This is a genomic window from Cellulomonas sp. (genome assembly GCF_965229465.1).
Lineage (GTDB): Bacteria > Actinomycetota > Actinomycetes > Actinomycetales > Cellulomonadaceae > Cellulomonas.
In genome coordinates, this window is sequence record NZ_OZ245882.1 from 878,219 (window position 1) to 904,440 (window position 26,222).

Annotated in this window: 27 protein-coding genes; 10 read left to right on the forward strand and 17 right to left on the reverse strand. The window is 71.6% G+C overall.

The genetic code is table 11. From position 1 onward, the window contains the following. The 4 genes from ACO06A_RS04195 to ACO06A_RS04210 are packed head-to-tail and all read right to left on the reverse strand — an operon-like array spanning window position 1 to window position 2,580. Window positions 1-801 carry a cytochrome c biogenesis CcdA family protein gene (locus tag ACO06A_RS04195; protein WP_421736013.1) on the reverse strand — a complete coding sequence of 267 codons (801 nt, stop codon included), beginning with the start codon at window positions 799-801 and terminating at the stop codon, window positions 1-3. Continuing rightward, window positions 801-1,388: a TlpA family protein disulfide reductase gene (locus ACO06A_RS04200; protein WP_421734793.1), complete on the reverse strand. Its 588-nt coding sequence runs from the start codon at window positions 1,386-1,388 to the stop codon at window positions 801-803. Before ACO06A_RS04200 ends, ACO06A_RS04195 begins: the two co-directional genes overlap by 1 nt. Window position 1,389: 1 nt before the next feature. Then, window positions 1,390-2,043, reverse strand: coding sequence for a histidine phosphatase family protein (locus ACO06A_RS04205; RefSeq protein ID WP_421734794.1), 654 nt, complete (start codon window positions 2,041-2,043; stop codon window positions 1,390-1,392). A 48-nt stretch (window positions 2,044-2,091) separates the two neighbouring features. After that, on the reverse strand, window positions 2,092-2,580 hold the full coding sequence (locus ACO06A_RS04210) for a MarR family winged helix-turn-helix transcriptional regulator (protein WP_369817251.1): 489 nt from the start codon (window positions 2,578-2,580) through the stop codon (window positions 2,092-2,094). 105 nt (window positions 2,581-2,685) lie between these two features. On the opposite strand from ACO06A_RS04210, the gene ACO06A_RS04215 reads away from it, so the two are divergent. After that, window positions 2,686-3,243, forward strand: coding sequence for a YceI family protein (locus ACO06A_RS04215; protein WP_421734795.1), 558 nt, complete (start codon window positions 2,686-2,688; stop codon window positions 3,241-3,243). Between the two features lie 56 nt (window positions 3,244-3,299). Here the strand turns inward: ACO06A_RS04215 and ACO06A_RS04220 are convergent, their stop codons facing one another. After that, window positions 3,300-3,998 (reverse strand): redox-sensing transcriptional repressor Rex, encoded by a 699-nt coding sequence (locus ACO06A_RS04220; protein ID WP_421734796.1) that lies wholly within the window; start codon window positions 3,996-3,998, stop codon window positions 3,300-3,302. Window positions 3,999-4,056: 58 nt separating this feature from the next. Further along, entirely contained in the window at window positions 4,057-4,338 is a 282-nt protein-coding gene (locus ACO06A_RS04225) for a glutaredoxin family protein (RefSeq protein ID WP_421734797.1), read from the reverse strand. A 113-nt stretch (window positions 4,339-4,451) separates the two neighbouring features. Here ACO06A_RS04225 and ACO06A_RS04230 point away from each other — a divergent pair, with 113 nt between their 5' ends. Next, window positions 4,452-5,276, forward strand: coding sequence for an HAD-IB family hydrolase (locus ACO06A_RS04230; protein ID WP_343047944.1), 825 nt, complete (start codon window positions 4,452-4,454; stop codon window positions 5,274-5,276). Further along, on the forward strand, window positions 5,273-5,818 hold the full coding sequence (locus ACO06A_RS04235; RefSeq protein WP_421734798.1) for a GNAT family N-acetyltransferase: 546 nt from the start codon (window positions 5,273-5,275) through the stop codon (window positions 5,816-5,818). Before ACO06A_RS04230 ends, ACO06A_RS04235 begins: the two co-directional genes overlap by 4 nt. Here ACO06A_RS04235 and ACO06A_RS04240 read toward each other — a convergent pair. Genes ACO06A_RS04240 through ACO06A_RS04250 form a run of 3 tightly spaced genes read right to left on the reverse strand, consistent with a single transcriptional unit; the run spans window position 5,815 to window position 9,676 of the window. Beyond that, window positions 5,815-6,840 (reverse strand): arabinan endo-1,5-alpha-L-arabinosidase, encoded by a 1,026-nt coding sequence (locus ACO06A_RS04240; protein ID WP_421734799.1) that lies wholly within the window; start codon window positions 6,838-6,840, stop codon window positions 5,815-5,817. The two genes, ACO06A_RS04235 and ACO06A_RS04240, sit on opposite strands and share 4 nt — an antisense overlap. 5 nt (window positions 6,841-6,845) lie before the next feature. After that, window positions 6,846-8,354, reverse strand: a complete 1,509-nt coding sequence (locus tag ACO06A_RS04245) for an alpha-N-arabinofuranosidase (RefSeq protein ID WP_421734800.1) — start codon at window positions 8,352-8,354, stop codon at window positions 6,846-6,848. Then, entirely contained in the window at window positions 8,351-9,676 is a 1,326-nt protein-coding gene (locus ACO06A_RS04250) for a glycoside hydrolase family 27 protein (protein WP_421734801.1), read from the reverse strand. The genes ACO06A_RS04245 and ACO06A_RS04250 overlap by 4 nt, the downstream gene beginning before the upstream one ends. A 266-nt stretch (window positions 9,677-9,942) precedes the next feature. On the opposite strand from ACO06A_RS04250, the gene ACO06A_RS04255 reads away from it, so the two are divergent. The 5 genes from ACO06A_RS04255 (at window position 9,943) to ACO06A_RS04275 (ending at window position 15,192) form a co-directional block, all read left to right on the forward strand. Beyond that, the gene (locus tag ACO06A_RS04255; protein ID WP_421734802.1) at window positions 9,943-11,298 is read left to right on the forward strand and encodes an ABC transporter substrate-binding protein; all 1,356 of its coding nucleotides are present in this window, start codon (window positions 9,943-9,945) and stop codon (window positions 11,296-11,298) included. Between the two features lie 85 nt (window positions 11,299-11,383). After that, window positions 11,384-12,328, forward strand: coding sequence for a carbohydrate ABC transporter permease (locus tag ACO06A_RS04260; RefSeq protein ID WP_421734803.1), 945 nt, complete (start codon window positions 11,384-11,386; stop codon window positions 12,326-12,328). Between the two features lie 29 nt (window positions 12,329-12,357). Beyond that, entirely contained in the window at window positions 12,358-13,269 is a 912-nt protein-coding gene (locus ACO06A_RS04265; protein WP_421734804.1) for a carbohydrate ABC transporter permease, read from the forward strand. Window positions 13,270-13,285: 16 nt separating this feature from the next. Then, entirely contained in the window at window positions 13,286-14,539 is a 1,254-nt protein-coding gene (locus ACO06A_RS04270) for a family 43 glycosylhydrolase (RefSeq protein WP_421734805.1), read from the forward strand. Continuing rightward, window positions 14,536-15,192, forward strand: coding sequence for a YesL family protein (locus tag ACO06A_RS04275; RefSeq protein WP_421734806.1), 657 nt, complete (start codon window positions 14,536-14,538; stop codon window positions 15,190-15,192). Before ACO06A_RS04270 ends, ACO06A_RS04275 begins: the two co-directional genes overlap by 4 nt. A gap of 6 nt (window positions 15,193-15,198) precedes the next feature. Here the strand turns inward: ACO06A_RS04275 and ACO06A_RS04280 are convergent, their stop codons facing one another. From ACO06A_RS04280 to ACO06A_RS04300, 5 genes are all read right to left on the reverse strand, one after another. Beyond that, complete coding sequence (locus ACO06A_RS04280; protein ID WP_421734807.1) at window positions 15,199-16,263, reverse strand: LacI family DNA-binding transcriptional regulator; 1,065 nt, start codon at window positions 16,261-16,263, stop codon at window positions 15,199-15,201. A gap of 58 nt (window positions 16,264-16,321) precedes the next feature. Further along, on the reverse strand, window positions 16,322-18,307 hold the full coding sequence (locus tag ACO06A_RS04285) for a glycoside hydrolase family 127 protein (RefSeq protein ID WP_421734808.1): 1,986 nt from the start codon (window positions 18,305-18,307) through the stop codon (window positions 16,322-16,324). Window positions 18,308-18,411: 104 nt separating this feature from the next. After that, window positions 18,412-18,510, reverse strand: coding sequence for a 30S ribosomal protein bS22 (locus tag ACO06A_RS04290; RefSeq protein ID WP_003792170.1), 99 nt, complete (start codon window positions 18,508-18,510; stop codon window positions 18,412-18,414). A gap of 173 nt (window positions 18,511-18,683) precedes the next feature. Beyond that, the gene (locus tag ACO06A_RS04295; protein WP_175345934.1) at window positions 18,684-18,902 is read right to left on the reverse strand and encodes a helix-turn-helix domain-containing protein; all 219 of its coding nucleotides are present in this window, start codon (window positions 18,900-18,902) and stop codon (window positions 18,684-18,686) included. Between the two features lie 131 nt (window positions 18,903-19,033). Next, entirely contained in the window at window positions 19,034-20,221 is a 1,188-nt protein-coding gene (locus ACO06A_RS04300) for an acetoin utilization protein AcuC (protein WP_421734809.1), read from the reverse strand. 183 nt (window positions 20,222-20,404) lie between these two features. Between ACO06A_RS04300 and ACO06A_RS04305 the strand changes: the two genes are divergently transcribed. After that, a complete protein-coding gene (locus tag ACO06A_RS04305; protein WP_421734810.1) occupies window positions 20,405-21,781 on the forward strand; it encodes a TrkH family potassium uptake protein in 1,377 nt (458 codons plus the stop codon). Continuing rightward, complete coding sequence (locus ACO06A_RS04310; RefSeq protein WP_056088635.1) at window positions 21,774-22,481, forward strand: potassium channel family protein; 708 nt, start codon at window positions 21,774-21,776, stop codon at window positions 22,479-22,481. Before ACO06A_RS04305 ends, ACO06A_RS04310 begins: the two co-directional genes overlap by 8 nt. 132 nt (window positions 22,482-22,613) lie before the next feature. Here the strand turns inward: ACO06A_RS04310 and yjfF are convergent, their stop codons facing one another. The 3 genes from yjfF to ACO06A_RS04325 are packed head-to-tail and all read right to left on the reverse strand — an operon-like array spanning window position 22,614 to window position 26,217. Then, entirely contained in the window at window positions 22,614-23,633 is a 1,020-nt protein-coding gene (yjfF, locus tag ACO06A_RS04315) for a galactofuranose ABC transporter, permease protein YjfF (protein ID WP_421734811.1), read from the reverse strand. Continuing rightward, window positions 23,633-24,670: an ABC transporter permease gene (locus ACO06A_RS04320; RefSeq protein ID WP_421734812.1), complete on the reverse strand. Its 1,038-nt coding sequence runs from the start codon at window positions 24,668-24,670 to the stop codon at window positions 23,633-23,635. The genes yjfF and ACO06A_RS04320 overlap by 1 nt, the downstream gene beginning before the upstream one ends. Then, on the reverse strand, window positions 24,667-26,217 hold the full coding sequence (locus ACO06A_RS04325; protein ID WP_421734813.1) for a sugar ABC transporter ATP-binding protein: 1,551 nt from the start codon (window positions 26,215-26,217) through the stop codon (window positions 24,667-24,669). The genes ACO06A_RS04320 and ACO06A_RS04325 overlap by 4 nt, the downstream gene beginning before the upstream one ends. Window positions 26,218-26,222: the final 5 nt, after the last annotated feature.

Sequence of the window (26,222 nt, forward strand, 5' to 3'; positions counted from 1 at the left end):
TCACACCACCGGCACGAACGGGTCGCCGCCGACGAGGACGCCCTGGAGCCACGACGCCCAGGTGCCCCACACGCCCGTGACCAGCGCGAGGCCCAGGATCACGAGCATCGCGCCGCCGAAGCGCATGATCGCCAGGCGGTGTCGGCGCAGGAAGCTGAGGGCGCCCTTGCTGCGATCGACGAACAGCGCCACCAGCAGGAACGGCAGCCCGAGGCCGAGGCAGAACGCCACGGCCAGGAGAGCGCCGCGACCGGCCGAGCCGCCGTCGAGGGAGAGCGTGAGGATCGCCGCGAGCGTCGGGCCGATGCAGGGCACCCAGCCGAGCCCGAACGTGATCCCGAGCAGGGGTGCGCCCCAGAGGCCCGCGCGCGGGGCCAGGTGCACCCGCTTCTCGTTCTGGAGGAACGGGATGAGCCCGAGGAACCCGAGGCCGAGCACGATGACGACGATGCCCAGCACGCGGGTGATCGGGTCCTGGTACTCGACGAGCACCCCGCCGAGCGAGCCCGCGAGCGCGGCCAGCGCGACGAACACGACCGTGAACCCGGCGACGAACAGGGCGACGCCGAGCAGGACGCGGCTGCGCGCCGGGGCGGTGCGGACAAGCGTGTCGCCCTCCGAGAAAGCGCTCTGCGCCGACCCGGTCATCCCCCCGAGGTACCCGACGTACGCGGGAACCAGCGGCAGCACGCACGGCGACGCGAACGACACCAGCCCGGCGATCAGCGCGACCGGGACGGCCAGCAGGAGCGACCCGGAGGCGACGGTGTGGCCGAACGCGTCGCCGGCGTCGGCGAGCATCACGGCGTGGGCGCCGGCTCGGCGAGGAGGCCGTCGATCATCGAGCGGAGCGTGGACGGGTCGGCCAGGCCCAGGATGCGCCCGGCGACCTTCCCGGAGCGGTCCAGCACGACCGTCGTCGGCACGGCGTTGATCGGGACGGTGCCCTGGAGGGACGCGATCGCCGCCCCGTCGGTGTCCGCGAGGCTCGGGTACGGGACCTCGAACTGCCGCTCGAACGCCAGGGCGGTGCCGGCGTCGTCGGTGCGGTTGATGCCCAGCACCTGCACGCCGTCGGCGGCGTAGTCGGTGGACAGGGCGGCGAGGTCGGGGGCCTCGGCGCGGCACGGCGGGCAGTTGGCGTACCAGGTGTTGAGGACCACGACATCCCCGCGCCAGTCCGCGACGTCCTGCGCGGTGCCCTCGAAGTCGGTGCCGGCCAGCTCGAGCGGTCCGGTGCGGTCCCCCGCGGCCCACGTCGTCGTGCTGCCGTCCCCGGACTGGTAGCCCTGGTCGGCGACGTCGTCGGGGTTCTCCTGGGCGCCGCCCGTGCAGCCGGCGAGCAGCAGCAGCGCGACGGAGCCGACGAGCAGGGCGCGACCTCGCACGTCAGGCCCCCGCGACCGACGAGACGCCCGGCAGCAGCGACGCCGCGGGCTCGCTGTAGCCGATGCCGACGAGGGTGTCGTCCTCGTACCGCAGGCTCGTCAGCGAGGCCACCGAGCACTGCCGCTTGCGGGGGTCGTGCCACAGGTGCCGGTTCTCGAGCGAGAGCCGGGTGACCCAGACGGGGAGCTGGTGGCTGACCAGCACGGCCTCGTGCCCCCGGGCGACCTCGCGCGCGGCGGCCACTGCGGCGAGCATCCGCTCCACCTGCTCGGTGTACGCCTCGCCCCAGGACGGCCGGAACGGGTTGCGCAGGTAGGGCCAGTGCTCGGGGTGGCGCAGCGAGCCGTCGCCCACCCCGAAGGTCTTGCCCTCGAAGTGGTTGCCGGCCTCGATGAGCCGCTCGTCGGTGCGGATCTCGACGTCGAACGCGGCCGCGATCGGACCCGCCGTCTCCTGCGCCCGCTGGAGCGGGGAGGCGATGACGGCCACGACGTCCCGGCGTGCGGGCACCGGCCCGGCCAGGTGCGCGGCCACCATGTCCGCCATCGCGTTGCCGCGCTCCGAGAGGCGGTAGCCGGGCAGCCGTCCGTAGAGCACGCCGCGAGGGTTGTGCACCTCGCCGTGCCGCATCAGGTGGATCGTGGTCGCGACCATGGGGTCAGTCTCGCAAACACTCCTGTGCAGCACGGCCACGGGGCCGGGTCACTCGACGTGACACGCGCCACCCGTCAGGTGCAGTCGGACGGTCTCCATGGCGTCCCCGAGGGCCGCGAACTGCTCGGGCGTGAGGATGTCGACCAGGTGGTCCCGCACCGACTGCACGTGGCTGGGGGCGGCGGCGACCAGCACCTGCCAGCCCTTCTCGGTCATCGTGCAGTTCACGCCGCGGGCGTCCTCGATGCAGGGCAGCCGCTCGACCAGCCCCTGCTCCTCCATGCGCCGGATGGTGTGCGTCAGCCGGCTGCGCGAGTGGGCGAGGTTGTCGGCCAGCTGCGCCATCCGCAGCGTCCGGTCGGGGGTCTCCGAGAGCCGGACCAGCACCTCGTACTCGTGCGTCGAGAGGCCGGTGTCGCGCTCCAGCTCGTGCTCGAGGGCCGCGAACAGCCGCGCGGAGCCGCCACGGAAGGCACGCCAGTGGGTCTGCTGCTCGGCCGTCAGCCACTCCACGGTGGTGGGTGTGTCAGTCGTCACGTCGAGGCCTCCGTCCGCGGGCATGGGGTTGCGCCCTTCCCTGGAGTGTAGTACAACTTTGAACTAACAGTTTGGTTGACAGTTCAACAACCACGGAGGAAACCCATGAGCAGCACCGCCACCGCCATCCCGACCGGCCTCACCACCGGCACCTGGGCCGTCGACGCCTCGCACACCGAGGCCGCGTTCACCGTCCGGCACGCCGGCATCTCGAAGGTCCGCGGCACCGTCGCGGTCACCGAGGGCACCGTCGTCGTCGGCGACGACCTGGCGAGCACCTCGGTCTCCGTCACGCTGGACCCGTCCACCGTCACCACGGGTGACGCCAACCGCGACGGCCACCTCAAGAGCGGCGACTTCTTCGACGTCGAGAAGTTCGGCCAGTGGACGTTCGTCTCCACCGAGGTCCGCGAGGCCGGCAAGAACTACGTCATCGCCGGTGACCTCACCATCCACGGCGTCACGCAGAGCGTCGAGCTCGAGACCGAGTTCAACGGCACCGCGGTGGACCCGTTCGGCAACACCCGCGCAGGCTTCGAGGCCTCCGTCACGATCTCGCGCAAGGACTTCGACCTGACCTGGAACGCGGCCCTCGAGGCCGGCGGCGTCCTGGTGTCGGACAAGGTCGTCATCGCGCTCGACGTCTCCATCATCAAGGGCTGACACAGCTCGTCCCACGCGGCAGGCCGGGTCCACCACGGACCCGGCCTTCTGCATGCTCAGGCACCCGTCCCGGTGCGACGACGGTCGTGGAACGCGAGGATCTGGAGCTCGGAGGCCACGTCCACGGCCCGCAGGTCGACGGTCGGCGGCACCCGCAGGGCCCGCGGCGCGAACGTGAGGATGCCGACCACCCCGGCCGCGACGAGGGCGTCGCACACGTCCTGCGCGACGGACGCGGGGGTGGCGATGATGCCGATGGTCACGTCGGACCCGCTCACCAGCGCGGCCAGCTCCTCGGGCGGCTGCACCACCAGCCCCGCCACGGTGGTCCCGACCACCGCGGCGTCGGCGTCGACCAGCCCCACCACCGCGAACCCGCGCTCGGCGAACACCGAGTAGCTGGCCAGGGCGTGCCCGAGGTTGCCGATGCCGACGATGACGACCCGGCGCTGCGTGGTCAGGCCGAGGACCACCGCGATCTGCTCCGACAGGTGCACGACGTCGTACCCCACCCCGCGCCGCCCGTAGGAGCCGAGGAAGGACAGGTCCTTGCGCAGCTGCGCCGGGGTGACGCCGGCCCCGGCAGCCAGCTCGTCCGACGAGGTGGTGACCACGCCGTCCGCGGTGAGCCCGCGCAGCGCCCGCAGGTAGCCGGGCAGCCTCGCGACCGTGGCGGGGGGCACCTCACGCGCGCGTGACCGCCCCGTCGCACCCGGCTCGGCGTGCGCCCGAGGACCCCTCCGCTGCGTGTCCACATCGACTCCCACCGTGGCCTGCGGGCCCGACCAGCCCTGGTCGCCCGGGCCCTGGTGGTCAGGCTAGGGGTCGGGGACCGGCCGGGGTAAGGGTTCGGCGCAGACGGGCTGCGTCGATCCGCCAGTACCCCTGCCGGACACCGTCGACCTCGACCACGGGCACCAGCTCGCCCAGCTCGTCGACCAGGTCTCTCCCGACAGACGAGCCCGGCACGCTCGCCGCGTCGATGTCGACCTCGGTCCACTCGTCGCCCGTCTCGGCGCAGACCGCCCGAACCACCTCGCGGGCCTCGTCGCACAGGTGGCAGCCGGCCCGGCCGTAGAGCACCACACGCGTCATGGCCCCACCGTCTCACGGAGGCTCGACGGTGGCCGCGTACCACCGGGACGCGTGACCGTCGTTACAGTGACCGGGTGCGTCAGGCGTCCGGGAACACCACCGCCCCCGCTCCCGTGCTGCGGGACCCCGGGGCCGGTCCGGACGGTCCCGGCACCGGAGCCTTCTTCGACGTCGACAACACGATCATCCGCGGGGCCAGCTCGTTCCACCTCGCGGTCGGCTTGTACCGGCGGGGGTTCTTCCGCAAGCGGGATCTCGTCGAGTTCGGGCTGCACCAGTTCCGGTACCTCACGTTCGGGGAGAACAAGCACCAGATCGACGAGGTCCGCAGCCGCGCGCTGTCGATCATGACCGGGCACTCGGTGGCCGAGGTCACCGCGATCGCGGAGGACATCTACGACGAGGTGCTCTGCCTGCGGATCTACCCGGGCACGCAGCGGCTGCTCGACCAGCACATCGCGGCCGGGCACTCCGTCTGGCTGGTCACCGCCACGCCCGTGGAGATCGGGTCCCTGATCGCTCGTCGGCTCGGGGCGACGGGCGCGCTGGGCACCATCGCGGAGCACCGGGACGGCTTCTACACCGGCAGCCTGGTGGGCGACATGCTGCACGGCCAGGCCAAGGCCGACGCCGTCCGAGCACTGGCCGAGCGCGAGAGCATCGACCTGTCGGCCTCGTACGCGTACGGCGACTCGACGAACGACGTCGCGATCCTGTCCGAGGTCGGCTTCCCCTGCGCCATCAACCCCGACCGGCGCCTGCGGCGGTACGCCGCCGAGGTGGGCTGGCCGGTCCGCGAGTTCCGCAACCGCCGCCGCAACGCGCGCCGCGGCACCACGGTGGCCAGCCTCGCCGGGCTGGCGTGGGCCGGGGGGCTCGTCACGCGCGCCGTCCTGCGCTCCTGGCGCGGGTCTCACGACGGAGGGGACCTCCTGTGACCACCCTCGAGTCGACGGTCCGCCCGGCCGTCCCCGCCGACCTGGCGCAGCTGGCCGCCCTGGCGGCGCTCACGTTCCCGCTCGCGTGCCCGCCCGGGTCCACCGCGGCGGACCAGCAGGCGTTCATCGCCACCGTGCTGTCGGTGGAGCGGTTCGAGGAGTACCTGGACGACCCCGCCCGGGACGTGCTCGTTGCCTGCGGCAATGGAGCCGGCGAGCTGCTCGGCTACACCATGCTGGTGGCGGGCGAGCCGGCCGACGACGACGTGCGCGCCGCCCTGCACCTGCGCCCGACGATCGAGCTGTCCAAGTGCTACGTGCACCCCGACCACCACGGGGCAGGCATCGCGCACGCGCTGATGACCGCCTCGCTGGAGGCCGCCCGGGAGCGCGCCGCCCAGGGGATGTGGCTCGGCGTCAACCAGCAGAACGCGCGGGCGCAGGCGTTCTACGTGCGGTCCGGGTTCGCCATCGTCGGGACCAAGCACTTCACGGTCGGCGCCCGGATCGAGGACGACTACGTGCTGGAACGGCCGCTCTAGTCGTCCTGCTCCGCCCGGGTGGTCGCCACCGGCCAGCCCTCGTCGTCCCAGTCCAGCTCCCGGATCTCCAGCCGGAAGTCGCCCCCGGCGGCCGCGTCGTAGTAGTGGAACGCGAGGTACCCGCGGGACACGGACTGGCCTCCGGGACCGACCATGTCGCCGGTCGTGGTGAGCAGCTGCTCGCCGCCGTCCAGCGTCATGTCCTTGCCGGACCGGTCGACGTACGGCCCGGTGATCTCCGCCGAGCGCCCGACCGCCATGTTGTAGGTCGAGTCGGAGCCCTGGCAGCAGGAGTCGCGCGACACGAACAGGTAGTACCAGTCGTCGTGCAGCACGAGGTAGGGCGCCTCGATCGCGTTCGGGGGTGACGTGCGGCTGGCGATGGTCACCGGCGACGCCCCCTCGACCGGCGTGCCGGTCGGCCACGACAGCTCGACCAGCTGGATCCCGCCCCAGAACGAGCCGAACGCCATCCACGGCGTGCCGTCCGCGTCCTCGACCACGCCGGGGTCGATCGCGTTGTAGTCGGTCTCTCCCGGCTCGGACGCGATGACCTGCCCCTGGTCCACCCAGGCGTAGTCCGGGTCGTCCGGGTCGAGCGTCGTGTTCGTCGTCAGGGCGATGACCGACCGGTTGGAGCCGAACGTGGAGGCCGCGTAGTAGAGGTAGAACGTGCCGTCGTGCTCGATGACCTCGGGCGCCCAGAAGTTCGAGACCCCGGGCACCGCGTCGTACACCCACTCGGGCCGGGTCGCGGCGTCCCAGACGGTGCCGACGAGCTCCCACGTCAGTCCGTCGTCGGTGGACCGCCGGATCTGCGGGGCGCCGAGGCCCTCGCGGACGTCCCCGGTGGAGAAGACGTACCAGGGCTCCCCCTCGGCCCCGGCCACGAGCGCCGGGTCGTGGGTGTGGATGTCCCCACTGAGGGACAGCGGGGTCGCGGCGGGCGGTTCCGGTGCACAGGCGGCGGTACCGACCACCAGGGCGAGGGCGACGGCACCCGCCGCGACGGCGCGACGCACGGGGGTCAGACCCCCAGCCGGACGACGTTCCATGACACCGGCGGCACCGCGACGGTGAGCCGACCGTCCCGCACCACCGCGGTCGCGTTGGCCCGCGGCGCCACCGAGGTGTCGTCGTCGGCCGTCGCGGACCAGGTGTGGTCCGGGTTGGACAGGGTGGTCGCCTCGATGACGCGCAGCCCGGGCAGGGAGCGCGCGTCGACCTCGAGCGTGAGCGTCTCGGTCAGCGAGCGGTTCACCGCGAACAGGGCGACCGCACCGGTCTCCGGGTCCCGGGTGGCGACCGCGTCGACGAGGGCCGCGTCGCCGTACTTCGCCGTCTCGTACGTCGGCGCCTCGACGGCCACCTGGAGCACGTCGCCGACGGCGTACCGGGAGGCCTGCGCGAACGGGTGGAAGATCGTCTGCTTCCAGGACCGACCACCGGGCTCGGTCATGATCGGCGCGATCACGTTGACCAGCTGCGCCAGGGACGCCGAGTGCACGCGGTCGGTGTGCCGCAGCAGGGAGATGAGCAGGTTCCCGACGACGACGGCGTCGGCCACGTTGTACTTGTCCTCGAGCAGCACGGGCGCCACGGGCCAGTCGTGCCCGGTGGGCGGCTTGGACTCCGCGCGGTGCTGGTACCAGACGTTCCACTCGTCGAACGAGATGTGGATCCGCTTGTCCACCTTCTTGTGCGCCCGCACCGCGTCGGCGGTCGCGCTCACAGACTCCACGAAGTGGTCCATGTCCACGGCGGAGGCCAGGAACGAGCCCAGGTCGCCGTCCTCCTCCCAGTAGTACGCGTGGGCGGAGATGAGGTCCACCTGCTCGTACGCCTCGCCGAGCACGATCCGCTCCCACTCGCCGAACGTCGGGATGGCGACGCCCGACGAGCCGCACGCGACGAGCTCGAGGTCCGGGTCGACCATGCGCATCGCGCGGCCGGTCTCGGCGGCCAGCCGGCCGTACTCGTAAGCGGTCTTGTGGCCGATCTGCCAGGGTCCGTCCATCTCGTTGCCGAGGCACCACATGCGGATGTCGTAGGGGTCCTCCGCGCCGTTCGCGCGGCGCTGGTCAGACAGGCGGGTGCCGCCGCGGACGTTGCAGTACTCCAGCAGGTCCACGGCCTCCTGCACGCCGCGGGTGCCCAGGTTGACGGCCATCATCGGCTCCACCTCGGCCAGCCTGGCCCAGCGCATGAACTCCTCGACGCCGACCGTGTTCGGGTCGGTGGAGTGCCACGCGAGGTCGAGCCGGGCCGGACGCTGGTCGCGGGGGCCGACGCCGTCCTCCCAGCGGTAGCCGGAGACGAAGTTGCCGCCGGGGTAGCGCACGGTGCTGACGCCCAGCTCGCGGGTCAGCTCGAGCACGTCCTTGCGGAACCCGTCGGCGTCGGCGGTCGGGTGCGCGGGGTCGTGGATGCCGGTGTAGACGCAGCGGCCCAGGTGCTCGACGAACGAGCCGAACGTGCGCCGGCGGACCGGGCCGACCCGGAAGGCCGGGTCGAGGGTGAGTCGGACGGGGATCATGAGGTCTCCTGGTTCGGTCGGGTGTCGAGTGCGGTCCAGCGCACCCCGTGGGAGGGCACGTCGAGGACGAGTGCCCCCTCCGGTTCCCACGTGGTCGGGTGCAGGTCAGGGGTGGTGCCGGGCTCCCACAGGTCGCGGGTGGTCCAGGTGTCCCGGGCGGCGGCGTGGCCGACCAGCGACGAGAGCGGCAGCGAGACGGTCCGCGGCGTCGGGCCGGTCCAGAACGCGGCGACGTAGGTGGTCGTGTCCTCGACCGCGGTCCACACGATCAGCTCGCCGTCGTCGAGGGGCTCCCGGACGATCTCCCGGCCGTCGGTCGCGGCGCGCAGCACGTGGCCGACCGCGGGGTTCGCGAGCAGGTCGAGGGTCGCCGGGTCGCTCGTCGGCAGGTCTCCGCCGACCATGAGCGGCGACCTGGCCATCACCCAGAGCGTGAGGATGGTCCGCTGCTCGTCGGGGGTGAGCCGGCTCTGCCGGTCGTCGCCGCGCTCGGCGCGCAGGCCGATCCGGCCGAGCGGGAGCATGTCGGCGTCGGCCCACCCGCCGGGCTGCTGGAACGGGGCCCACCGGGCCAGCCGCGCGAACTGCGCGTGCACGTCCTCCCAGCGGTCCCACAGGTCGTCGGAGATCCGCCACATCTGGGCGTGCTCGCGCAGGTGGTCCACCTGCGCAGTGGACAGGTGGGTGCCGGGCGACAGCGAGAGCACGATGTCGCGGCCGGAGCGCTCGATCGCCCGCGCCCACGCCACGACCGCGTCGGGGTGGTACGGCGCCAGCATGTCGTCGACCTTGAGGAAGTCGACGCCCCAGCCGGCCAGCTGCGCGACCAGGCCGTCGAGGTACGCCTGCGCGGCGGGGTGGTCGTGGTCGAGCCCGTAGTTGTCCTCGTTCCACGGGCAGACCGAGGTGGTGTCGGCGGCGTCGCGCGCGGTCCAGCCCGTGCCCTCGACCGGCAGGTCCTGCTCGACGGCGATCCGCGGGATGCCACGCATCATGTGCACCCCGAACCGCAGGCCCAGGGCGTGCACCTCGTCGGCGAGCGGCCCGAAGCCACGGCCGCCGGCCGCAGACGGGAACCGGTTCTCGGCCGGCAGCTGCCGGCCGAACGCGTCGAGCGTGAGCGACGAGCCGTCGTTGTAGCCGTGCGCGCGGGCGGCGGGGTCGTACCAGTCGATGTCCACCACGACCGTGTCCCACCCGTGCGGCAGCAGCCGCTCGGCCAGCACCCGGGCGTTCGCGAGGACCTCGTCCTGGGTCACGGTGGTCCCGTACGAGTCCCAGCTGTTCCAGCCCATGGGCGGCGTCCGAGCGTGCAGCGACATCGTCAGCCCCTTCGCCGTCGGTCGTTTCTACATCGTTGTAGACGCATCATGCACGGCGACTCCGAGGACGTCAACCGGCCGTTACCGGTTCGTGGCTTGACCGATCGCTGGTTCCCGTGTCATGTTCTACATCGTTGTAGATCAACGTTGTAGACACAGCGTCGATTCAGCGAATGAGGTCAACGACGACCCTGACGGACCGGCTCCCCCGCCAGTCCCGACGCGACCGTGACCTCGCACATCCTTGGGATATGGGAGGCAGGACGATGAAGAGGAACAGGCTCATCGCAGGCGCCGCGTGCGCCGCGGTCGCCGCGACGTTCACGCTCACGGCGTGCAGCGACGGCGGCGACGGCGCAAGCGACGGCGGCGACAAGCAGATCACGTTCATGTTCCGCGGTGGACCTGACGAGAAGGCGGCCTACGAGGCCGCCATCGCCAAGTACACCGAGGACACCGGCGTCAAGGTGAAGGTCATCGTGACCGACGCCGACCAGTACGCCACCAAGCTCCAGGCGGCCGTGGCCGGCAACAACGTGCCCGACGTGTTCTACATCGAGCAGGCCAGCCTCCAGTCCTACGTGAGCTCGGGCGTCCTGATGGACATCACCGAGCAGGTGGACGCCAGCGGCATCGACCTGGACAACATCTGGCCGTACGGCGTCGACTCCTACCGGTTCGACGGCACGCTCCAGGGCACCCCGGACGGCAAGCTCTACGGGCTGCCCAAGGACGTCGGCCCGTTCTCGTTCGGCTACAACAAGACGATGCTCGAGGCGGCCGGCATCCCGCTGCCCGACAAGGACGTCCCGCTCACGTGGGAGCAGTTCGTCGACATCAGCAAGCAGCTCACCGTCGACACCGACGGCGACGGCGCCGTCGACCAGTGGGGCACCGGGCTCAACGTCCAGTGGAACCTCCAGTCGCTGGTGTGGAGCAACGGCGGCGACTGGACCAACGACGACCGCACCGAGGTCACCGTGGACACCCCCGAGTTCGCCGACGCGCTCCAGAAGTTCGCGGACCTCACCAACGTGGACCAGGTCACGCCCTCGGCGTCCGACGCCGCGACGCTCGACACGTACCAGCGGTGGATGGCCGGCGAGATCGGCTTCTTCCCGGTCGGCCCGTGGGACGTCTCGGTCTACAACGACCTCGACTTCGACTACGACCTGATCCCCTGGCCGACCGTCGGTGACGGCGGCGCGGCGACGTGGCTCGGCTCGCTCGGCATCGGCGTCTCCGCGACGTCGAAGCTGCCCGACGACGCGGTCAAGCTCGTCACGTACCTGAGCACCGACGCCGACGCGCAGCAGACGCTCGTCGACGCCAACATCCAGATCCCGAACCTCATCGACATGGCCGAGACGTGGGCCGCCGAGGAGGGCGCGGAGCCCGCCAACCGCCAGGAGTTCCTGGACATCGCGAAGGACTACGGCCGGGCGATGCCGGCGGCCTTCACGTACGGCGCCGAGTGGTACGACGAGCTCTGGACCAACATCCAGCCCGTCCTCGACGGCAAGCAGACCGCCGCCGACTACCTGTCCGAGGAGCAGCCGAAGATGCAGGCGCTGCTGGACGAGTCGAACGCCACGGCCGAGCAGGCCGCAGCGGGCCAGTAGTCGGCAACTCGCCGCACCACCTCCTCCCGTCCCCGCCGCCCGGGCACGCCTCCGGGCGGCGGGGACCCCCGGAAAGGCTCTCCAGATGACCGCGACGCAGCTGTCGACCACCCCCGGACTCACGTCCGAGCAACGAGCGAAGCAGGCCAACCGCCGCCTGCACCGCACCGAGCACCGCTGGGCGCTCGCGTTCGTCGCTGCCCCGATCGTGGGGTTCCTGCTCTTCACGCTCTACCCGATCTGCTTCGCGGTGTACGCGTCGCTGACCAGCTGGAACGGTCTGGGCCCGATGACGTTCGTCGGCCTCGACAACTACGTGACCCTGTTCGGCGACGAGTACTTCCGGATCTCGCTGTTCAACACGTTCTTCTACATGATCGGCATCCCGATCGGCCTGGCGCTCTCGCTGCTGCTCGCGCTGGCCCTGAACCGGCGGATCCCCGGCCGGACCGCGTTCCGCACCATCTACTACGTGCCGGTGATCTCGTCGCTGGCCGCCATCGCGATCGTCTGGCAGTTCGCCTACAACGGCGACTTCGGCCTGGTGAACCAGGTGCTCGCCTGGTTCGGCATCGACGGTCCCGACTGGCTCCAGAACACCGCGACGGTCAAGCCCGCGATCATCATCATGGCCATCTGGAAGGGCCTCGGGTACTCGACCCTGCTGTACCTGGCCGCCATCCAGGGGGTGCCCGCCTCCCTGCACGAGGCCGCGGCGCTCGACGGCGCCAACGCGTTCCAGCGGCTCCGCTCGATCACCCTGCCGATGGTCCGCCCCGTGACGTTCTTCCTGGTGGTCACCAACATCATCGCCGGGTCGCAGATCTTCACCGAGATCAACATCATGACGCCCGCCGGCGGCCCGGAGTTCAGCTCCGCCTCGGTGGTCTGGTACATCGTCCGCAAGGCGTTCAAGTACCAGCAGATGGGGTACGCCACGGCGATGTCGATCGTCCTGGGGATCCTCGTCTTCGTCATCACCTTCATCCAGTTCCGCCTCAACCGGCGCAACAGCTTCAGCATCGACTGACGTCGACCGAGGAAGAAACGGATACAGCCATGGCCACGTCCTTGATGACGCCCCCGACCATCACCCCCGGCCCGCCGACGCCGCCCGAGAAGAACCGGATGAGCGCCAGCTCCCAGAACCGCCTCGGCAACGTGCTCGTGTTCGCCCTGCTCGCCGCCGGCTCGCTGGTGATGCTCGCGCCGCTGCTCTGGATGTTCACCACCGCGCTGAAGACCAAGGTGCAGGTCTTCGCCCTGCCGCCGGTGTGGATCCCGGACCCGCCGCAGTGGGACACGTTCGTCCGCATGTGGACCGAGGCGCCGATCCTGTCCGGCTTCAAGAACAGCCTGATCGTCGCGCTGACCGTCACCGTGGTCGGGTCGATCACGTCCGCGCTGGCGGCGTTCGCGCTGGCCAAGCTGCGGCTGCCCTACAAGAACGCGATCTTCCTGGTCCTGCTCTCGGGGCTGATGGTGCCGTACCCGACGATCATGATCCCGCAGTTCGTCATGTTCTCCCGGCTGCACTGGGTGGACACCCTGCTGCCGCTGATCGTGCCCCTGCTGTTCGGGAACATCATCATGATCTTCTTCCTGCGGCAGTACCTGTCGAGCGTGCCGGACTCCATGATCGAGGCCGCCAAGATCGACGGCGCCTCCTACCTGCAGATCTTCCGCGTGATGATCATGCCGATGATCCGGCCCGCGGTCGCCGCCCAGTTCATCCTCTGGTTCATGTACATCTGGAACGACTACCTGGCGCCGATCCTGTACCTGAACACCCCCGAGAAGCAGACCCTCCAGGTGGTCATCGCCAACCTCAACGTGGAGTTCGCGACGCAGCGGGACTACCCGCTGATCATGGCCGCGTCGTTCGTGGCCCTGCTGCCGATCCTCATCGTCTTCCTCATCTTCCAGCGGCAGATCATCGAGTCCGTCGCTCTCACCGGCTCGAAGGGCTGAACCTGTGCTTCCGGAGATGCTCCCCGACACCACCGTCTGGGGCGGTCGGCACGCGCACGACCCGACCGCGGTCCGCGACGACGACGGCACGTACTGGCTGTTCTCGACCGACGCGTGGGCGGACGGTCCGGTGCGCGCCGGAGTGCAGGTGCGGCGCTCGGACGACCTGGTCACCTGGGAGTTCCACGGCTGGGCTCTCGACGGGGTGCCGACGGCCGGGGCCGACTGGTCCGGCGCCGCCGGGCTGTGGGCGCCCGACGTGGTCCGGGTGGGCGACGAGTGGCGGATGTACTGGTCCGCGTCGACGTTCGGCTCGCGCACCTCGGCCATCGGCCTGGCGGTCGCCCCGCACCCGACCGGCCCCTGGGAGGACCGCGGGCTGGTGGTGACGAGCCTGCACGACGTCGACGGCCCCAACGCCATCGACGCCAACGCGGTGGTCGACGCCGACGGCCGGCACTGGCTGGTCTACGGCTCGTTCTTCGGCGGCATCCACGCCCTCGAGCTGGACCCGGTCTCGGGCCTGGCCGTCGGCGAGGCCCCGGGGATCCTGCTCGCCCGGCGGCCGCGCAGCGTCGAGGGAGCGGTGGAGGGCGCGTTCGTCCTGCACCGCCCGGGCGGCGGCTACGCGCTGGTCCTCTCCTACGACTCGCTGTTCTCGACCTACCACGTGCGCGTGGGCGTCTCGGAGTCGCTGACCGGTCCGTACGTGGACCGCGCGGGCCGCGACCTCACGGACCTGGACGGCGACCCGGCCCTCGTCGGCACCCTCATGCTCGCCGGGCACGCACTGTCCGGCGGCCGCGCGTGGCTGGCCCCCGGGCACGCCTCGGTGCTCACCGACGGTGACCGTCAGCTGCTGGTGCACCACGTCCGCGACGCGGGCGACCCGACCCAGCACGAGGTGCAGGTGCGCCGCCTGGTCTGGACCGCGGACGGCTGGCCGGCGGTGTCGCCGCAGCCCTGGGCCGGCGCCGCGGAGCCCGCCGACCAGCGGCCCACCGACCCGGCCGCGCTGGCCGGCACGTGGGAGCTGGTGACGTTCGACCAGGCCACCGCCGGCGGCGTCGCCACCTCGCACACCCTGACGATCGACGACGACGTCATCGCGACGATCCGGTCGCACGGCGACGGGCACTTCACGTCCCGGGCCCTCGAGCTCGTGGTCTTCCCCTCGGTCGACGCCGTGCGCGGTGTGCGCACGCTGTCGTTCGCCGGGCTCGACGCCGACGGCAACGCGACGCTCGGCACCCGGGTGGTGGAGCCGTGAGCAGCCTGCCGACGACGCACGACGACCTCGCGGTCGGTGGCTGGGCCGGGCGCGTCATGGTGTTCCTGCGCGTGGGCACCCAGCTGGTCGCGGTGAACGTGCTCGTCGTGCTCGGCACTCTCGCGGGCGGGATCGTCCTGGGCGCCTACCCGGCACTCGGCGCGGGCGGCTCGGTGCTGGCCAGGCTGGCCGCTGGGACGCCGTCCGAGCACCTCTGGTCGGACTTCTGGGCCGGGTACCGCTCGGGCTTCCGGCGGCTCAACGTGCTGGGCGCTCCCCTGACCGTGGGCTTCCTGCTGCTGGCGCTCGACGCGTCCGTGCTCGCCGCCGCGTCCGCGGGGCCCGCGAGGGCCGCGCTCACCGTCGGTGTCGTGGCGCTGACCGGGTACCTGCTCGTCGCGCTCGCCACGCTGGTGCCCGTCGCCCGCAGGTACGAGGGCGTCCCGGCGACGCGCACGTGGCGGTTCGTCGCCGTCGCGCCCCTGCTCTCCCCGCTGACGGGCCTGGCCGTGCTGGCCGCGCTCGCGGTGCTGGCGGTCACGTTCGCCCAGGTCACGGTGCTGCTGCCGCTGGTCGGGCTGAGCCTGCCGCTGCTGGTCAGCGGCTGGCTCGTGGACCAGCGGCTGACGGCGCTCGACGCCCGCGTGGCCTGAGCCCGCTCACGAGGCGACCGCGGCGACCCCCGTCGCCTGCTCACCCAGCGTCGACTCCCGGCCGATGATCTGGAAGTCCGTGATCACCTGCTCGAACGGCCGGCCGGGCTCGGTCTCCTCGATGCGCGCCAGCAGCAGGTCCACGGCGGTCGTCGCGATCTGCTCGCGACCGGGCGCCACGGTGGTCAGCGTCGGCGAGGAGTAGGCGGTCTCCTCGATGTCGTCGAAGCCGATCACCGCGATCTGCCCCGGGACGTCGATGCGGCGCGCGTGCAGCACGTGCAGGGCGCCGAGCGCGAGGGCGTCGTTGAGCCCGAAGACGGCGTCGATCTCGACACCCGAGTCCAGCAGCCGGTTCATCGTCTCCGCGCCGGTCGCGCGGTGCCACAAGCCCGCCTCGCCGATCAGCGCCGGGTCCACGGTGAGGCCCGCCTCGTCGAGCGCCTGCCGGTAGCCCTGCACGCGCAGCGCGGCGGAGCCCACGGTCTCGCCCTCGTGCGCACCGATCACGGCGATGCGTCGCCGCCCGAGGTCCAGCAGGTGCTGGGTCGCGGCCCGGGCCGCCTCGACGTTGTTCATGGTCACGTGGTCCGCGGGACCGCCGAAGATGCGCTCGCCCAGCAGCACCATCGGGTAGTCGACCCGCAGCGCCTCGGCGTCCTGCGGCCCGAGCTCGAGCGGCGAGAAGATCAGCCCGTCCGTGAAGTGCCGACGCTGCCCGGAGAGCACCTCCAGCTCACGCTCGCGCACCGACCCGGTCTGCTCGATCAGCACGGTCAGCCCGCGCGCCTCGGCGGCCCGGATGATCGAGTCCGCCAGCTCCGCGAAGTACGGGAGGGACAGCTCCGGCACCGCGAGACCGATGATGCCGGTCTTCCCGCGACGCAGGTTCCGCGCCGAGATGTTCACCTGGTAGCCGAGGTCGGCGATGGCCTTCTCCACCCGCTCCTTGGTGGCCGGGCGGATGTACTGGTAGCCGTTGACCACGTTCGAGACGGTCTTGATGGACACCCCTGCTCGCGCGGCGACCTCGTGCATCGTCACTGCGGTACCGCGCCTCGCCGTGCTCATCGCGTTCTCCCGATCCGTCTGTACCTCGTCGAGGGCCAGGGTGGCAGACCCGACCCGATCACGGGTGATCCGCCACGGGAAGCCACACCCGCATCGCCCCAGGTCCGCGGCTCCCCCACCGGTGGTAGGGCACCGCCCGCAGCATGATCCGCCCGGCCGCGGGAGCCGGCCGGGACGTGCCGACGACCCCCGCGGACGCGGCCCGGTACAGCGGCCCGCCGGAAGCCGGTCGGTGGACCGCGACCGCCTCGACCGTGACCAGCGCGTCGACACCCGCCACGGGGGGCGCCGCGGACAGCGGGCTGCCCGGCAGCAGGGCGAGGTCCTCGAGCACCACCCCGGACGGCAGTCCGGCCTGCTCGACGCAGTAGACGACGGGTCCGCGGCGCAGCGCCACGCAGCCGCGCACCGCGTCGACGCGCGGGTGCGCCGCCACCGCGACCACGGGCATCGGCAGCTCGAGCTCGACCCGCCGCACCGGACCGGCCACGCGGACGTAGCCCTGCTCGACGACGACGTCGGTGACCGTGCCGTCGACGACGAGCCGCACGCCCGGTGCGTCGGCCCACGCCGGGATCCGCAGCGCCAGGTCCTCGGTCAGGGCGTCGGGGCCGGCGTCGACCACCACGCGACCGTCCCACGGGTACTCGGTCCGCACGCGCAGCACGGTCGACCCCACGGCCACGTCGGCGTCGGCGTACAGGTGCAGCTGCACCCCGTCCTCGTCGCACGTCGCCACGTAGCCCTGGAGGGAGGCCACCAGCCGCGCGAGGTTCGGGGGGCAGCACGCGCACGCGAACCAGGGCAGCCGCTCGGCCGGCGCGAACTCGCTCGAGCCGTCGTGCCCGGTCCGCACCTGGAGCGGGTTCGCGTACAGGAAACCCGTCCCGTCCACCGACGTCGACGCCGGGATCGCGTTGTAGAGCGTGCGCTCCATCTCGTCGGCGAACCGGCCCTCGCCCGTGAGAAGCAGCATCCGCCAGGCCCACTGGAACGTGGCGATCGCGGCACACGTCTCGGCGTAGGCGCGGTCGGGGGGCAGCTCGTACGGGTCGCCGAAGGCCTCGTCCTTGTGCCGCGACCCGGTGCCGCCGGTCACGTACGTGCTGGTCCCCTGCGCCGAGTCCCACAGCCGCAGGAGGGACGCGAGCAGGTCCGGGTCGCCCGTCTCCGCGACGACGTCCGCGACGCCCGCCGCCAGGTACGCCTGCCGCACCGCGTGCCCGGCCACCTCGGTCACCTCACGCACGGGCTGGTGGTCCTGGTGGTAGGCGGGCGGGAACGGTCCGGAGCCGAGCACGCCGGAGCCGCGCAGGTCCACCTGCCGCCGCGCCAGGTCGAGGTAGGACCGCTCGCCCGTGAGCCGGTACAGCTCGACCAGCGCGGTCTCCACCTCGGGATGCCCGCAGTAGCCGTCCTGCCCGCCCTCACCGAAGCGCGCCACCGCCAGGTCCGCGAACCGGCGTGCGACGTCGAGCAGGTCGGTGCGGCCGGTGGTCCGCGTGCGGGCCACGGCGGCCTGCACCAAGTGACCGAGGACGTACAGCTCGTGCCCCCAGCGCAGGTCGGCGAACACCTCGTCGCCGCTGTAGAGCGTGTGCAGGTAGCCGTCGTCGCGCTGCGCCGCGGTGAGCAGGTCCACCAGCTCCCCGGCGACGCCCTCCCACGGCTGGTCGTCGGGCAGCCGGCCGGCCTCCCACGCGAGCGCCTCGAGCGTCTTGTAGACGTCCGAGTCGACGAAGTTGAAGCCCCGGTGCGGCGCCTCGGACGGGCCGACCAGCCGGCGGAAGTTCTCGATCGTGCCCGCGTCCTCGAGCTGCCGCAGGACGTGCGGGAGGGTGGCGGCCCGGTTCAGCGACTGCCAGCGCCCCAGGAACGAGCCCGGGTCCAGGGTGACGGCGTCGAACGGGAGGGGGGTCCGGCGGACGACCGCGGCGCGGGGCACCGTCGGGCCGTCCATGGTCGGACCGTCCATGACCGGACCGTCCATGACCGGACCGTCGATGGTCGGCGCCATGATCGGGCTCCTGGTGGCGTGGGACACGGAGAAACTCTACATCGTTGTAGAACCCGAGTCCCGGAAACACGTCGGGCCCGGCAGGTGCCGGGCCCGTACGTCGGAGCAGGCGACCTGACGGCCGCCCGGGCTCACTTCTTGTTGCGACGCTGGTGACGCGTCTTGCGCAGCAGCTTGCGGTGCTTCTTCTTGGCCATCCGCTTGCGGCGCTTCTTGATGACGGAGCCCATGGGGTCCTCACTTCGCTTCCGATGGAGGCCCGGCGACGGGCCGTTCTGGTGGTCGATCGACGCGGAGAAGAGACCGAGTGCAATCGAGACGGCCACCCGCGTTCAAAGTCCGAGGCTCTACCTTACGCGATCCGGAGGGTCCAGAACGACGCGGACGAGGTTCTGGAGGATGTTCAGGAGGATCGGCGGTCCTGCTCGCGGGCCTCGACGGCGGGCGACGTGGCCAGGTAGTGGTCCAGCGCATCCTGCGGGACACGGAACGACCGGCCGACGCGAACCCCGGGAAGCTCGCCGGAGTGCAGCAGGCGGTACACGGTCATCTTCGAGACGCGCATGACGTCGGCGACCTCGAGGACCGTGAGGAATCGCGTGCGGCCGGGCTGGTCGCTCATGTGGTCATCCGTTCCGCCCGGCGCGCGGCGGGCCCGCGCACCCACCCTGCGGGTGCTGGATCAGAGTAGTGGCCTCTGGGACACGTGGGATAGGGGGGACGCCTGGGACGTCGCCCGGGTGGCCCAGCGGCTCAGTCGAGCTCCGGGTCCAGCCCGAGCGACGGGAACACGGCCGCGCGGGTGGCCCGGATGGCGCGGTCGACGTCGTCGCCCGGGTCGTACCCGCTCGCCCACGGGCTGAACCTCGCCTCCCGGTCGTCGGTCATGCGGTCCGGACCGAGCCGCCCGTACCGCTCGCGCACGAGGGAGCGCCACTCGTCGGGGACCTCGGTGGTGGGGTCCACCGGGTGGTGCGTCGCGATGCCGAGCAGGTGCGTCCACGACCGCGGCACCACGTCGACCACGGCGTAGCCGCCGCCCCCGAGCGCCAGCCAGCGGCCGCCCGCCACCTCGTGCGCGAGGTCGTGCAGCAGCTCCGCCGCGCGCCGCTGGCCGTCCAGGCTCACCCGCAGGTGCGTGAGCGGGTCGAGCAGGTGGGTGTCGCAGCCGTGCTGGGTGACCAGCACGTCGGGTGCGAACTCGCGCACCACCGCCGGCACCACCGCGTCGATGGCGCGGAGCCAGCCGGCGTCGCCCGTGCCCGACGGCAGCGCGACGTTGACGGCCGTGCCCTCCGCGCCCAGCCCGCCGGTCTCGCGAGCGTGCCCGGTGCCCGGGAACAGCGCGTGGCCGGTCTCGTGCAGCGAGACGGTGAGCACCCGGGGGTCGTCCCAGAACACCGCCTGGACGCCGTCGCCGTGGTGCGCGTCGATGTCGACGTAGGCCACCCGCTGCGCCCCGGCGTCGAGCAGGGCGACGATGGCCACCGCCGCGTCGTTGTAGACGCAGAACCCCGACGCCGACGACCGCATCGCGTGGTGCAGGCCGCCGGTCACGTTGACGGCGTGCTCGGCGCGGCCCTCCCAGACGGCGAGCGCCGAGTCGACCGACCCCTGCACCACCATCGCGGACGCCTCGTGCATGTGCGGGAAGACGGGGTCGTCGTTGGAACCCAGCCCGAAGGACAGGTCGGGGGTGCCGTCGGCCGACGCCCGGTGCACCGCGGCCACGTAGGCGGGGTCGTGCACGGTCTGGAGGAGCTCGTCCGAGGCCTCCTGCGCTCCCACCAGCTCCACGTCCGGCCCGGTCAGCAGCCCGAGGGCCTCGGCGAGCCGGATGGTCAGGTCCAGGCGCTCCGAGGTCATGGGGTGCCCGTGGCCGAAGTCGTACGCGAGCATCTCGCGCGACCAGACCACGCGCACGGGTGCCGACGACGTCATGGGCCCACCGTCGCACCCGGCGCCCCCGCTGTCGATCCGACCGGCCCGCACCCGTCGCGCGCCGGTCCCGCGCTCGTCGCGTGCTCGTCACGTGCTCGTGGTGTGCCTGTCGGGTCGATCCACACGCCCGGGGCGTGCCAGAGTTGCCCAGTCCGGCAGGCGCCGGCCGGTCAGGGAGGTGTGATGGCGCGCGGTGGCCCGGGCGTGGCGTGGCGGTGGCGCGAGTACGTCGACCGCTCCGCACGGCAGTCCCCCGCCCGCCTCGCGCTCGGCGTGTTCGCCCTCGTGATCGCGGGCGTCACGGCCGGCCTCTACGCACCCTGGGCGACGGCCAGCGGTCGCCAGGCACCGTTCGTCGACGCCCTGTTCACGGCAGCGTCCGCCAGCACCGTCACCGGCCTGGTGGTGGTGCCCACCGGCGAGTACTGGTCGGCGTGGGGCCTGGTCGTCATCCTGATCGCCATCCAGATCGGCGGCCTCGGCGTCATGACGCTGGCGTCGCTGCTCGGCATGGCGGTGTCCCGGCGGATCGGCCTGACGCAGCGCCTGCTGGTCTCGTCGGAGACCAAGGAGACCCGGCTCGGCGAGGTGGGGTCGCTGATCCGGACCGTCATCATCACGTCCGTGGCGCTCGAGCTGATCATCGCGCTCGTGCTCTTCCCGCGGTTCCTCATGTTCGACGAGGACCTGGGCGAGGCGGCGTGGCACTCGATCTTCTACGCGATCTCGTCGTTCAACAACGCCGGCTTCGTGCCCACGCCGTACGGCCTCGAGCCGTTCGTGTCCGACTGGTGGGTGCTGATGCCGATCATCGTCGGCGTCTTCATCGGCTCGCTCGGGTTCCCCGTCATCCTCAACGTGGCCCGCCACCTGCGCGAGCCGCGCCGCTGGAGTCTGCACTCCAAGCTGACCGTGACCACCAGCCTCGGCCTCGTGGTCGCGGGGTCGATCCTCGTCGCCGCGTTCGAGTGGACCAACCCGGGCACGTTCAAGCCGCTGGGCCCCAGTGCCACCGCGCTCGCGTCGCTGTTCGCCGGCGTCATGCCGCGGTCGGGCGGATTCTCGACGGTGAACGTCGGGGAGATGCACGAGAGCACGTGGCTGCTCATGGACGCGCTCATGTTCGTCGGCGGCGGCTCGGCGTCGACCGCCGGCGGCATCAAGGTCACGACGCTCGCCGTCATGCTGCTCGCGATCCTCGCCGAGGGGCGCGGCGACAAGGACGTCGAGGCCTACGGGCGGCGCATCCCGCGCGAGGCCCTGCAGGTCGCGATCGCCGTCTCGCTGGTCTCGGCGACACTGGTCCTGGTCTCGTCGCTGCTGCTCCTGGCCATCACGAACCTCACCCTGGACAAGGTGCTCTTCGAGGTCATCTCCGCGTTCGCCACCTGCGGACTGTCCACCGGCATCACGCCGGACCTCCCCGACCCGGCGAAGTACGTGCTCACCGTGCTCATGTTCATCGGCCGGACCGGCACGATGACCCTTGCGGCGGCGCTCGCGCTGCGCAACCGTCGTCGGGTGATCCGGCTACCAGAAGAGAGGCCGATCATTGGCTGACAGATTCGGCGACTCGCTCAAGGGGCCGCAGAACGCACCACGCACACCCAAGAAGGACTCGGGCGTGCTCGTCATCGGGCTCGGCCGGTTCGGGTCCGCCATCGCCGCGACCCTGGACCGGCTCGGCCAGGACGTGCTCGCCGTCGAGCGCAACCCGGAGCTGGTCGCGCAGTGGGCCGGGCGGGTCGCGCTCGTCGAGGCCGACGCCGCCAACCCCGAGGCCCTCGAGCAGCTCGGGGCGCGCGAGTTCCCCGTGGCCGTCGTCGGAGTCGGGTCCTACCTCGAGGCCTCCGTGCTGATCACCGGCAACCTGGTGGACATCGGCGTGCCGCAGATCTGGGCCAAGGCCGTCAGCAACGAGCACGCGCGCATCCTGCAGCGCATCGGCGCGCACCACGTGGTGCTCCCCGAGGCCGACGCGGGCGCGCGCGTGGCCCACCTGGTCTCGGGCAAGCTGCTCGACTACATCGAGGTCGAGGACGGGTTCACCATCGTCAAGATGCGCCCGCCGAAGGAGACCCAGGGGTTCACGCTCGCGCAGTCGAAGGTGCGCGAGCGCTACGGCGTGACCGTGATCGGGGTCAAGAGCCCCGGCATCGACTTCGTGTACGCGACCCCGGAGACGCGGCTGTCGCAGAACGACCTGATCATCGTCTCGGGCCACGCCGACCTGCTGGAGCGCTTCGCGGCACGCCCCTGACCCGCACGCGCCCGCACGGCGAGCTCGGTGGTTCGCGCCGAGCTCGGTGGCTGGAGCTACCGAGCTCGGCGCGGATCACCGATCTCGCGCGTGGGCGGGGACAGAGGTGCCCCGGGGCGGGCGGTGGTGCGCTCAGCGGCGGCGGATGGCCAGCAGGCGCTGGAGGACCACGAAGATCAGCAGCAGGGCGCCGATGAAGATCTTGGTCCACCACGAGCTGAGCGTGCCCTGGAACGTGATGATGGTCTGGATCAGTCCCAGCACGAGCACGCCGAGAACCGATCCGAGCACGAAGCCGCTGCCGCCGGTGAGCAGGGTGCCGCCGATGACCACCGCGGCGATGGCGTCGAGCTCCATGCCGACACCCGTCAGGGCGTACCCGGACCGCGAGAAGATGGCGAACAGCAGGCCGCCGAGACCCGCGCAGGTGCCGCTGATGACGTAGACCAGCACCTTGGTGCGCGCCACGGGCAGGCCCATGAGCTTCGCGGACTGCTCGCTGCCCCCGATCGCGTACACGGTCCGGCCGAACCGCGTGTAGTGCAGGGTCACGAAGGCGATGGCCACGACGGCCAGCGCGATGACGCCGCTGGGCGTGATCACCAGGCCGTCCTCGGTGCCCCAGCGGGTGCGGGCGAGCGCGACGATGGTCGGGTCGGTGATCGGGATGGACTCCGGCGCGACGATGTAGCAGAGGCCGCGCGCCAGGAACATCGCCGCCAGGGTGGCGATGAAGGGTTGTATCTCGAACACGTGGACCATCACGCCGACGGCCAGCCCGAGGACGGTGCCGACGAGGATGACCAGCGGGATCGCGACGGCGGCGCCGTAGCCGTGCGAGAACATCCACGCGGCGACGCACCCGGACAGCGCGACGACGGCGCCGACGGACAGGTCGATACCCCCGGTGAGGATCACGAATGTCATGCCGACGGCGATCACGACGAGGAACGAGTTGTTGATGAGCACGTTGGCCATCACGCGGCCGGTGAGGAAGTTCTCGTACCGCGAGCCGCCGATGGCCAGCATGATGATCAGGACGACCACCGTGCCGAGGACCGGCAGGTAGCGCTCGTCGATGCGGAACCGCCGGACGCGGGAGCCCGAGGACGGCGGCGCGTCCGCAGGCCGGGTGAGCTGGTCGGTGGTCATCAGGCCGGGACCTCCACGGGAGCAGGGGCGACGGCGCGCTTTCTGGCGCGCAGCCTGTGACGCACCACGGGCGACTGGAGCAGGCAGACCAGGATGACGACGAGCGCCTTGAACAGGGACACCGCGTTGGCGGGGATGCCCAGGATGGTCACCGAGAAGGTGAGCGTGGTGATCACGAGGACGCCGACGAGCGTGCCGACCAGCGAGAACTTGCCGCCGGCCAGCGAGGTGCCGCCGATGACCACCGCCAGGATGGCGTCGAGCTCGATGAACAGGCCTGCGTTGTTGGCGTCGGCGGCCATGATGTCGGAGCTGCGGATGAACCCGGCGATGCACGCGAAGAACGCGCACAGGATGTAGACCGTCCAGATGATCGTCCGGGCACGCACCCCGGCCAGCCGGGAGGCGACCGGGTTGATGCCGACCGACTCGATGAGCACCCCGAGTGCCGTGCGGCGCGTGATCAGGGCGGTGGCGAGGAAGAAGAACCCGGCGATCAGCGCGGCGACGGGCAGCCCCAACCAGTAGCCGGTGGCGATCGTCTTGTACGGCGCGCTGGTCACGGTGGTGATCTGGCCGCCGGTGATGAGCATCGCGATGCCCCTGCCGGCGGTCATGATCACGAGGGTCGCGATGATCGGTTGGATCCCGACGACGGCGACCAGGAACCCGTTGAACACGCCGATGAGCAGGCAGACGAGCACGGCGCTGCCGATCGCGGACAGGACCACGGCCAGCGACCCGGGGTCGTCGGACGCGGCGATCTGGGACAGCGCGACCGCGCCGGCGATCGCCATCACGGCGCCGACGGACAGGTCGATGCCGCGTGTGGCGATGACGAGGGTCATGCCGAGGGCCACCAGCAGCAGCACGCTGGAGCGCCGCAGGATGTCGATCGGGCCGCCATAGAGGTGCCCGTCGCGCACGGCGATGTCGAGGAAGGTGTTCGACTTCAGCACGCAGGCCAGCAGCAGCACGCCCAGGGCGACGACCGGCCAGAACAGCCGGTGCCGGACCACGGATCCGACGGCGGTCATGACTGCCCTCCGCTCGCGATGAGGTGGACGACGTCGTCGGTGGTGACGTCGTCGGAGTTGGTGATCTGGGCGACGAGCCTGCGGTCGCGCAGGACGGCGATGCGGTGGGAGAGGCGCAGCACCTCCTCGAGCTCGGCGGAGATGAACACGACCGCCATGCCCTGGGCCGCCAGGTCGGCGACGAGCCGCTGGATCTCGGCCTTGGCGCCGACGTCGATGCCGCGGGTGGGCTCGTCGAGCAGCAGGAGCTTCGGGGCGGTGGCCAGCCACCGGGCGAGCAGCACCTTCTGCTGGTTGCCGCCCGACAGGTTGCCGGCGATCGCCTCCGGGTTGGCCGGGCGGATGCCGAGCGCCTCGACGTAGCGGTTCACCACCTCGTCGGACTTGCGCTTCGAGATCCGCCGCAGCCAGCCGCGGTCGGCCTGGAGCCCGAGCACGATGTTCTCCCGCACGGTCAGGTCGCCGACGATGCCCTCGGTCTTGCGGCTCTCCGAGGAGTAGACGATGCCGCGCGACAGGGCGGTGCGCGGGGTCCGCATCTTCGTAGGCGTCCCCTCCACGCGGATCTCGCCGCTGTCCGCGTGGTCGGCCCCGTAGAGCAGGCGGGCGAGCTCCGTGCGGCCCGAACCGAGCAGACCCGCGAGCCCGACGACCTCGCCGGCGTAGACGTCGAGGTCGAACGGCTCGATCGTGCCCTTGCGGCCCAGGCCGATGGCCTGCACGTACGGCTGGGTGTCCGCGCGCTCGGCGACGGAGCGCTTGGGCGCCTCCTCGAGCTGTTCGAGCACCTCGAGCGCGCGGCCGATCATCTTCTGCACCAGCTCGACGCGGGGCAGCTCCGCCGTCAGGTACTCCCCGACGAGCGCGCCGTTGCGCAGGACCGTCATGCGGTCGCTGATCTCGTACACCTGGTCGAGGAAGTGCGAGACGAACAGGATGGCGACGCCGCGGCGGCGCAGGTCGCGCACCACGCGGAACAGCCGGGCCACCTCGTCGGCGTCGAGGCTGGACGTCGGCTCGTCGAGGATGAGCACGCGCGCGTCCACGACCATCGCGCGGGAGATCGCGACCAGCTGCTGGACCGCCAGCGAGTGCGACGACAGCGACGACTTGGGGTCGATGTCGAGGTTCATGGTGCGCAGGTGCTCGCGGGCGGCTGCGCGGGTGCGCCGCCAGTCGACGACGCCGGCCCGGCGCACCTCGTGGCCGAGCATGATGTTCTCCGCCACCGACAGGTTGTCGCAGAGGTTGACCTCTTGGTACACGGTGCTGATCCCCGCGGCCTGCGCCTGCGCGGGACCGGTGAACGTGCGCTCCTGGCCGTCGATGACGATGCGGCCGGAGTCGATCGAGTACACGCCGGTGAGGGCCTTGATCAGGGTGGACTTCCCGGCGCCGTTCTCGCCCATCAGGGCGTGCACCTCACCGGGGAACAGCCGGAAGTCGACGCCGTCCAGCGCCTTGACCCCGGGGAAGGTGATGGAGATCCCCGTCATCGCCACGATCGGGGTGGCGTCCGGGGTGGTCACAGCAGTGTCGTCGGTCATCGTCG

Coding starts and splice junctions, on each gene's coding strand:
- ACO06A_RS04290 (WP_003792170.1), bottom strand. CDS start 18,510: ATGGGCTCCGTCATCAAGAAGCGCCGCAAGCGGATGGCCAAGAAGAAG.
- ACO06A_RS04225 (WP_421734797.1), bottom strand. CDS start 4,338: ATGACGCGTGTGGTGCTCTACGGCCGGGCCGGCTGCCACCTGTGCGAC.
- ACO06A_RS04260 (WP_421734803.1), top strand. CDS start 11,384: ATGACCGCGACGCAGCTGTCGACCACCCCCGGACTCACGTCCGAGCAA.
- yjfF (WP_421734811.1), bottom strand. CDS start 23,633: ATGACCACCGACCAGCTCACCCGGCCTGCGGACGCGCCGCCGTCCTCG.
- ACO06A_RS04265 (WP_421734804.1), top strand. CDS start 12,358: ATGGCCACGTCCTTGATGACGCCCCCGACCATCACCCCCGGCCCGCCG.
- ACO06A_RS04270 (WP_421734805.1), top strand. CDS start 13,286: ATGCTCCCCGACACCACCGTCTGGGGCGGTCGGCACGCGCACGACCCG.
- ACO06A_RS04300 (WP_421734809.1), bottom strand. CDS start 20,221: ATGACGTCGTCGGCACCCGTGCGCGTGGTCTGGTCGCGCGAGATGCTC.
- ACO06A_RS04205 (WP_421734794.1), bottom strand. CDS start 2,043: ATGGTCGCGACCACGATCCACCTGATGCGGCACGGCGAGGTGCACAAC.
- ACO06A_RS04250 (WP_421734801.1), bottom strand. CDS start 9,676: ATGTCGCTGCACGCTCGGACGCCGCCCATGGGCTGGAACAGCTGGGAC.
- ACO06A_RS04215 (WP_421734795.1), top strand. CDS start 2,686: ATGAGCAGCACCGCCACCGCCATCCCGACCGGCCTCACCACCGGCACC.
- ACO06A_RS04245 (WP_421734800.1), bottom strand. CDS start 8,354: ATGATCCCCGTCCGACTCACCCTCGACCCGGCCTTCCGGGTCGGCCCG.
- ACO06A_RS04295 (WP_175345934.1), bottom strand. CDS start 18,902: ATGAGCGACCAGCCCGGCCGCACGCGATTCCTCACGGTCCTCGAGGTC.
- ACO06A_RS04195 (WP_421736013.1), bottom strand. CDS start 801: ATGCTCGCCGACGCCGGCGACGCGTTCGGCCACACCGTCGCCTCCGGG.
- ACO06A_RS04280 (WP_421734807.1), bottom strand. CDS start 16,263: ATGAGCACGGCGAGGCGCGGTACCGCAGTGACGATGCACGAGGTCGCC.
- ACO06A_RS04305 (WP_421734810.1), top strand. CDS start 20,405: ATGGCGCGCGGTGGCCCGGGCGTGGCGTGGCGGTGGCGCGAGTACGTC.
- ACO06A_RS04255 (WP_421734802.1), top strand. CDS start 9,943: ATGAAGAGGAACAGGCTCATCGCAGGCGCCGCGTGCGCCGCGGTCGCC.
- ACO06A_RS04325 (WP_421734813.1), bottom strand. CDS start 26,217: ATGACCGACGACACTGCTGTGACCACCCCGGACGCCACCCCGATCGTG.
- ACO06A_RS04320 (WP_421734812.1), bottom strand. CDS start 24,670: ATGACCGCCGTCGGATCCGTGGTCCGGCACCGGCTGTTCTGGCCGGTC.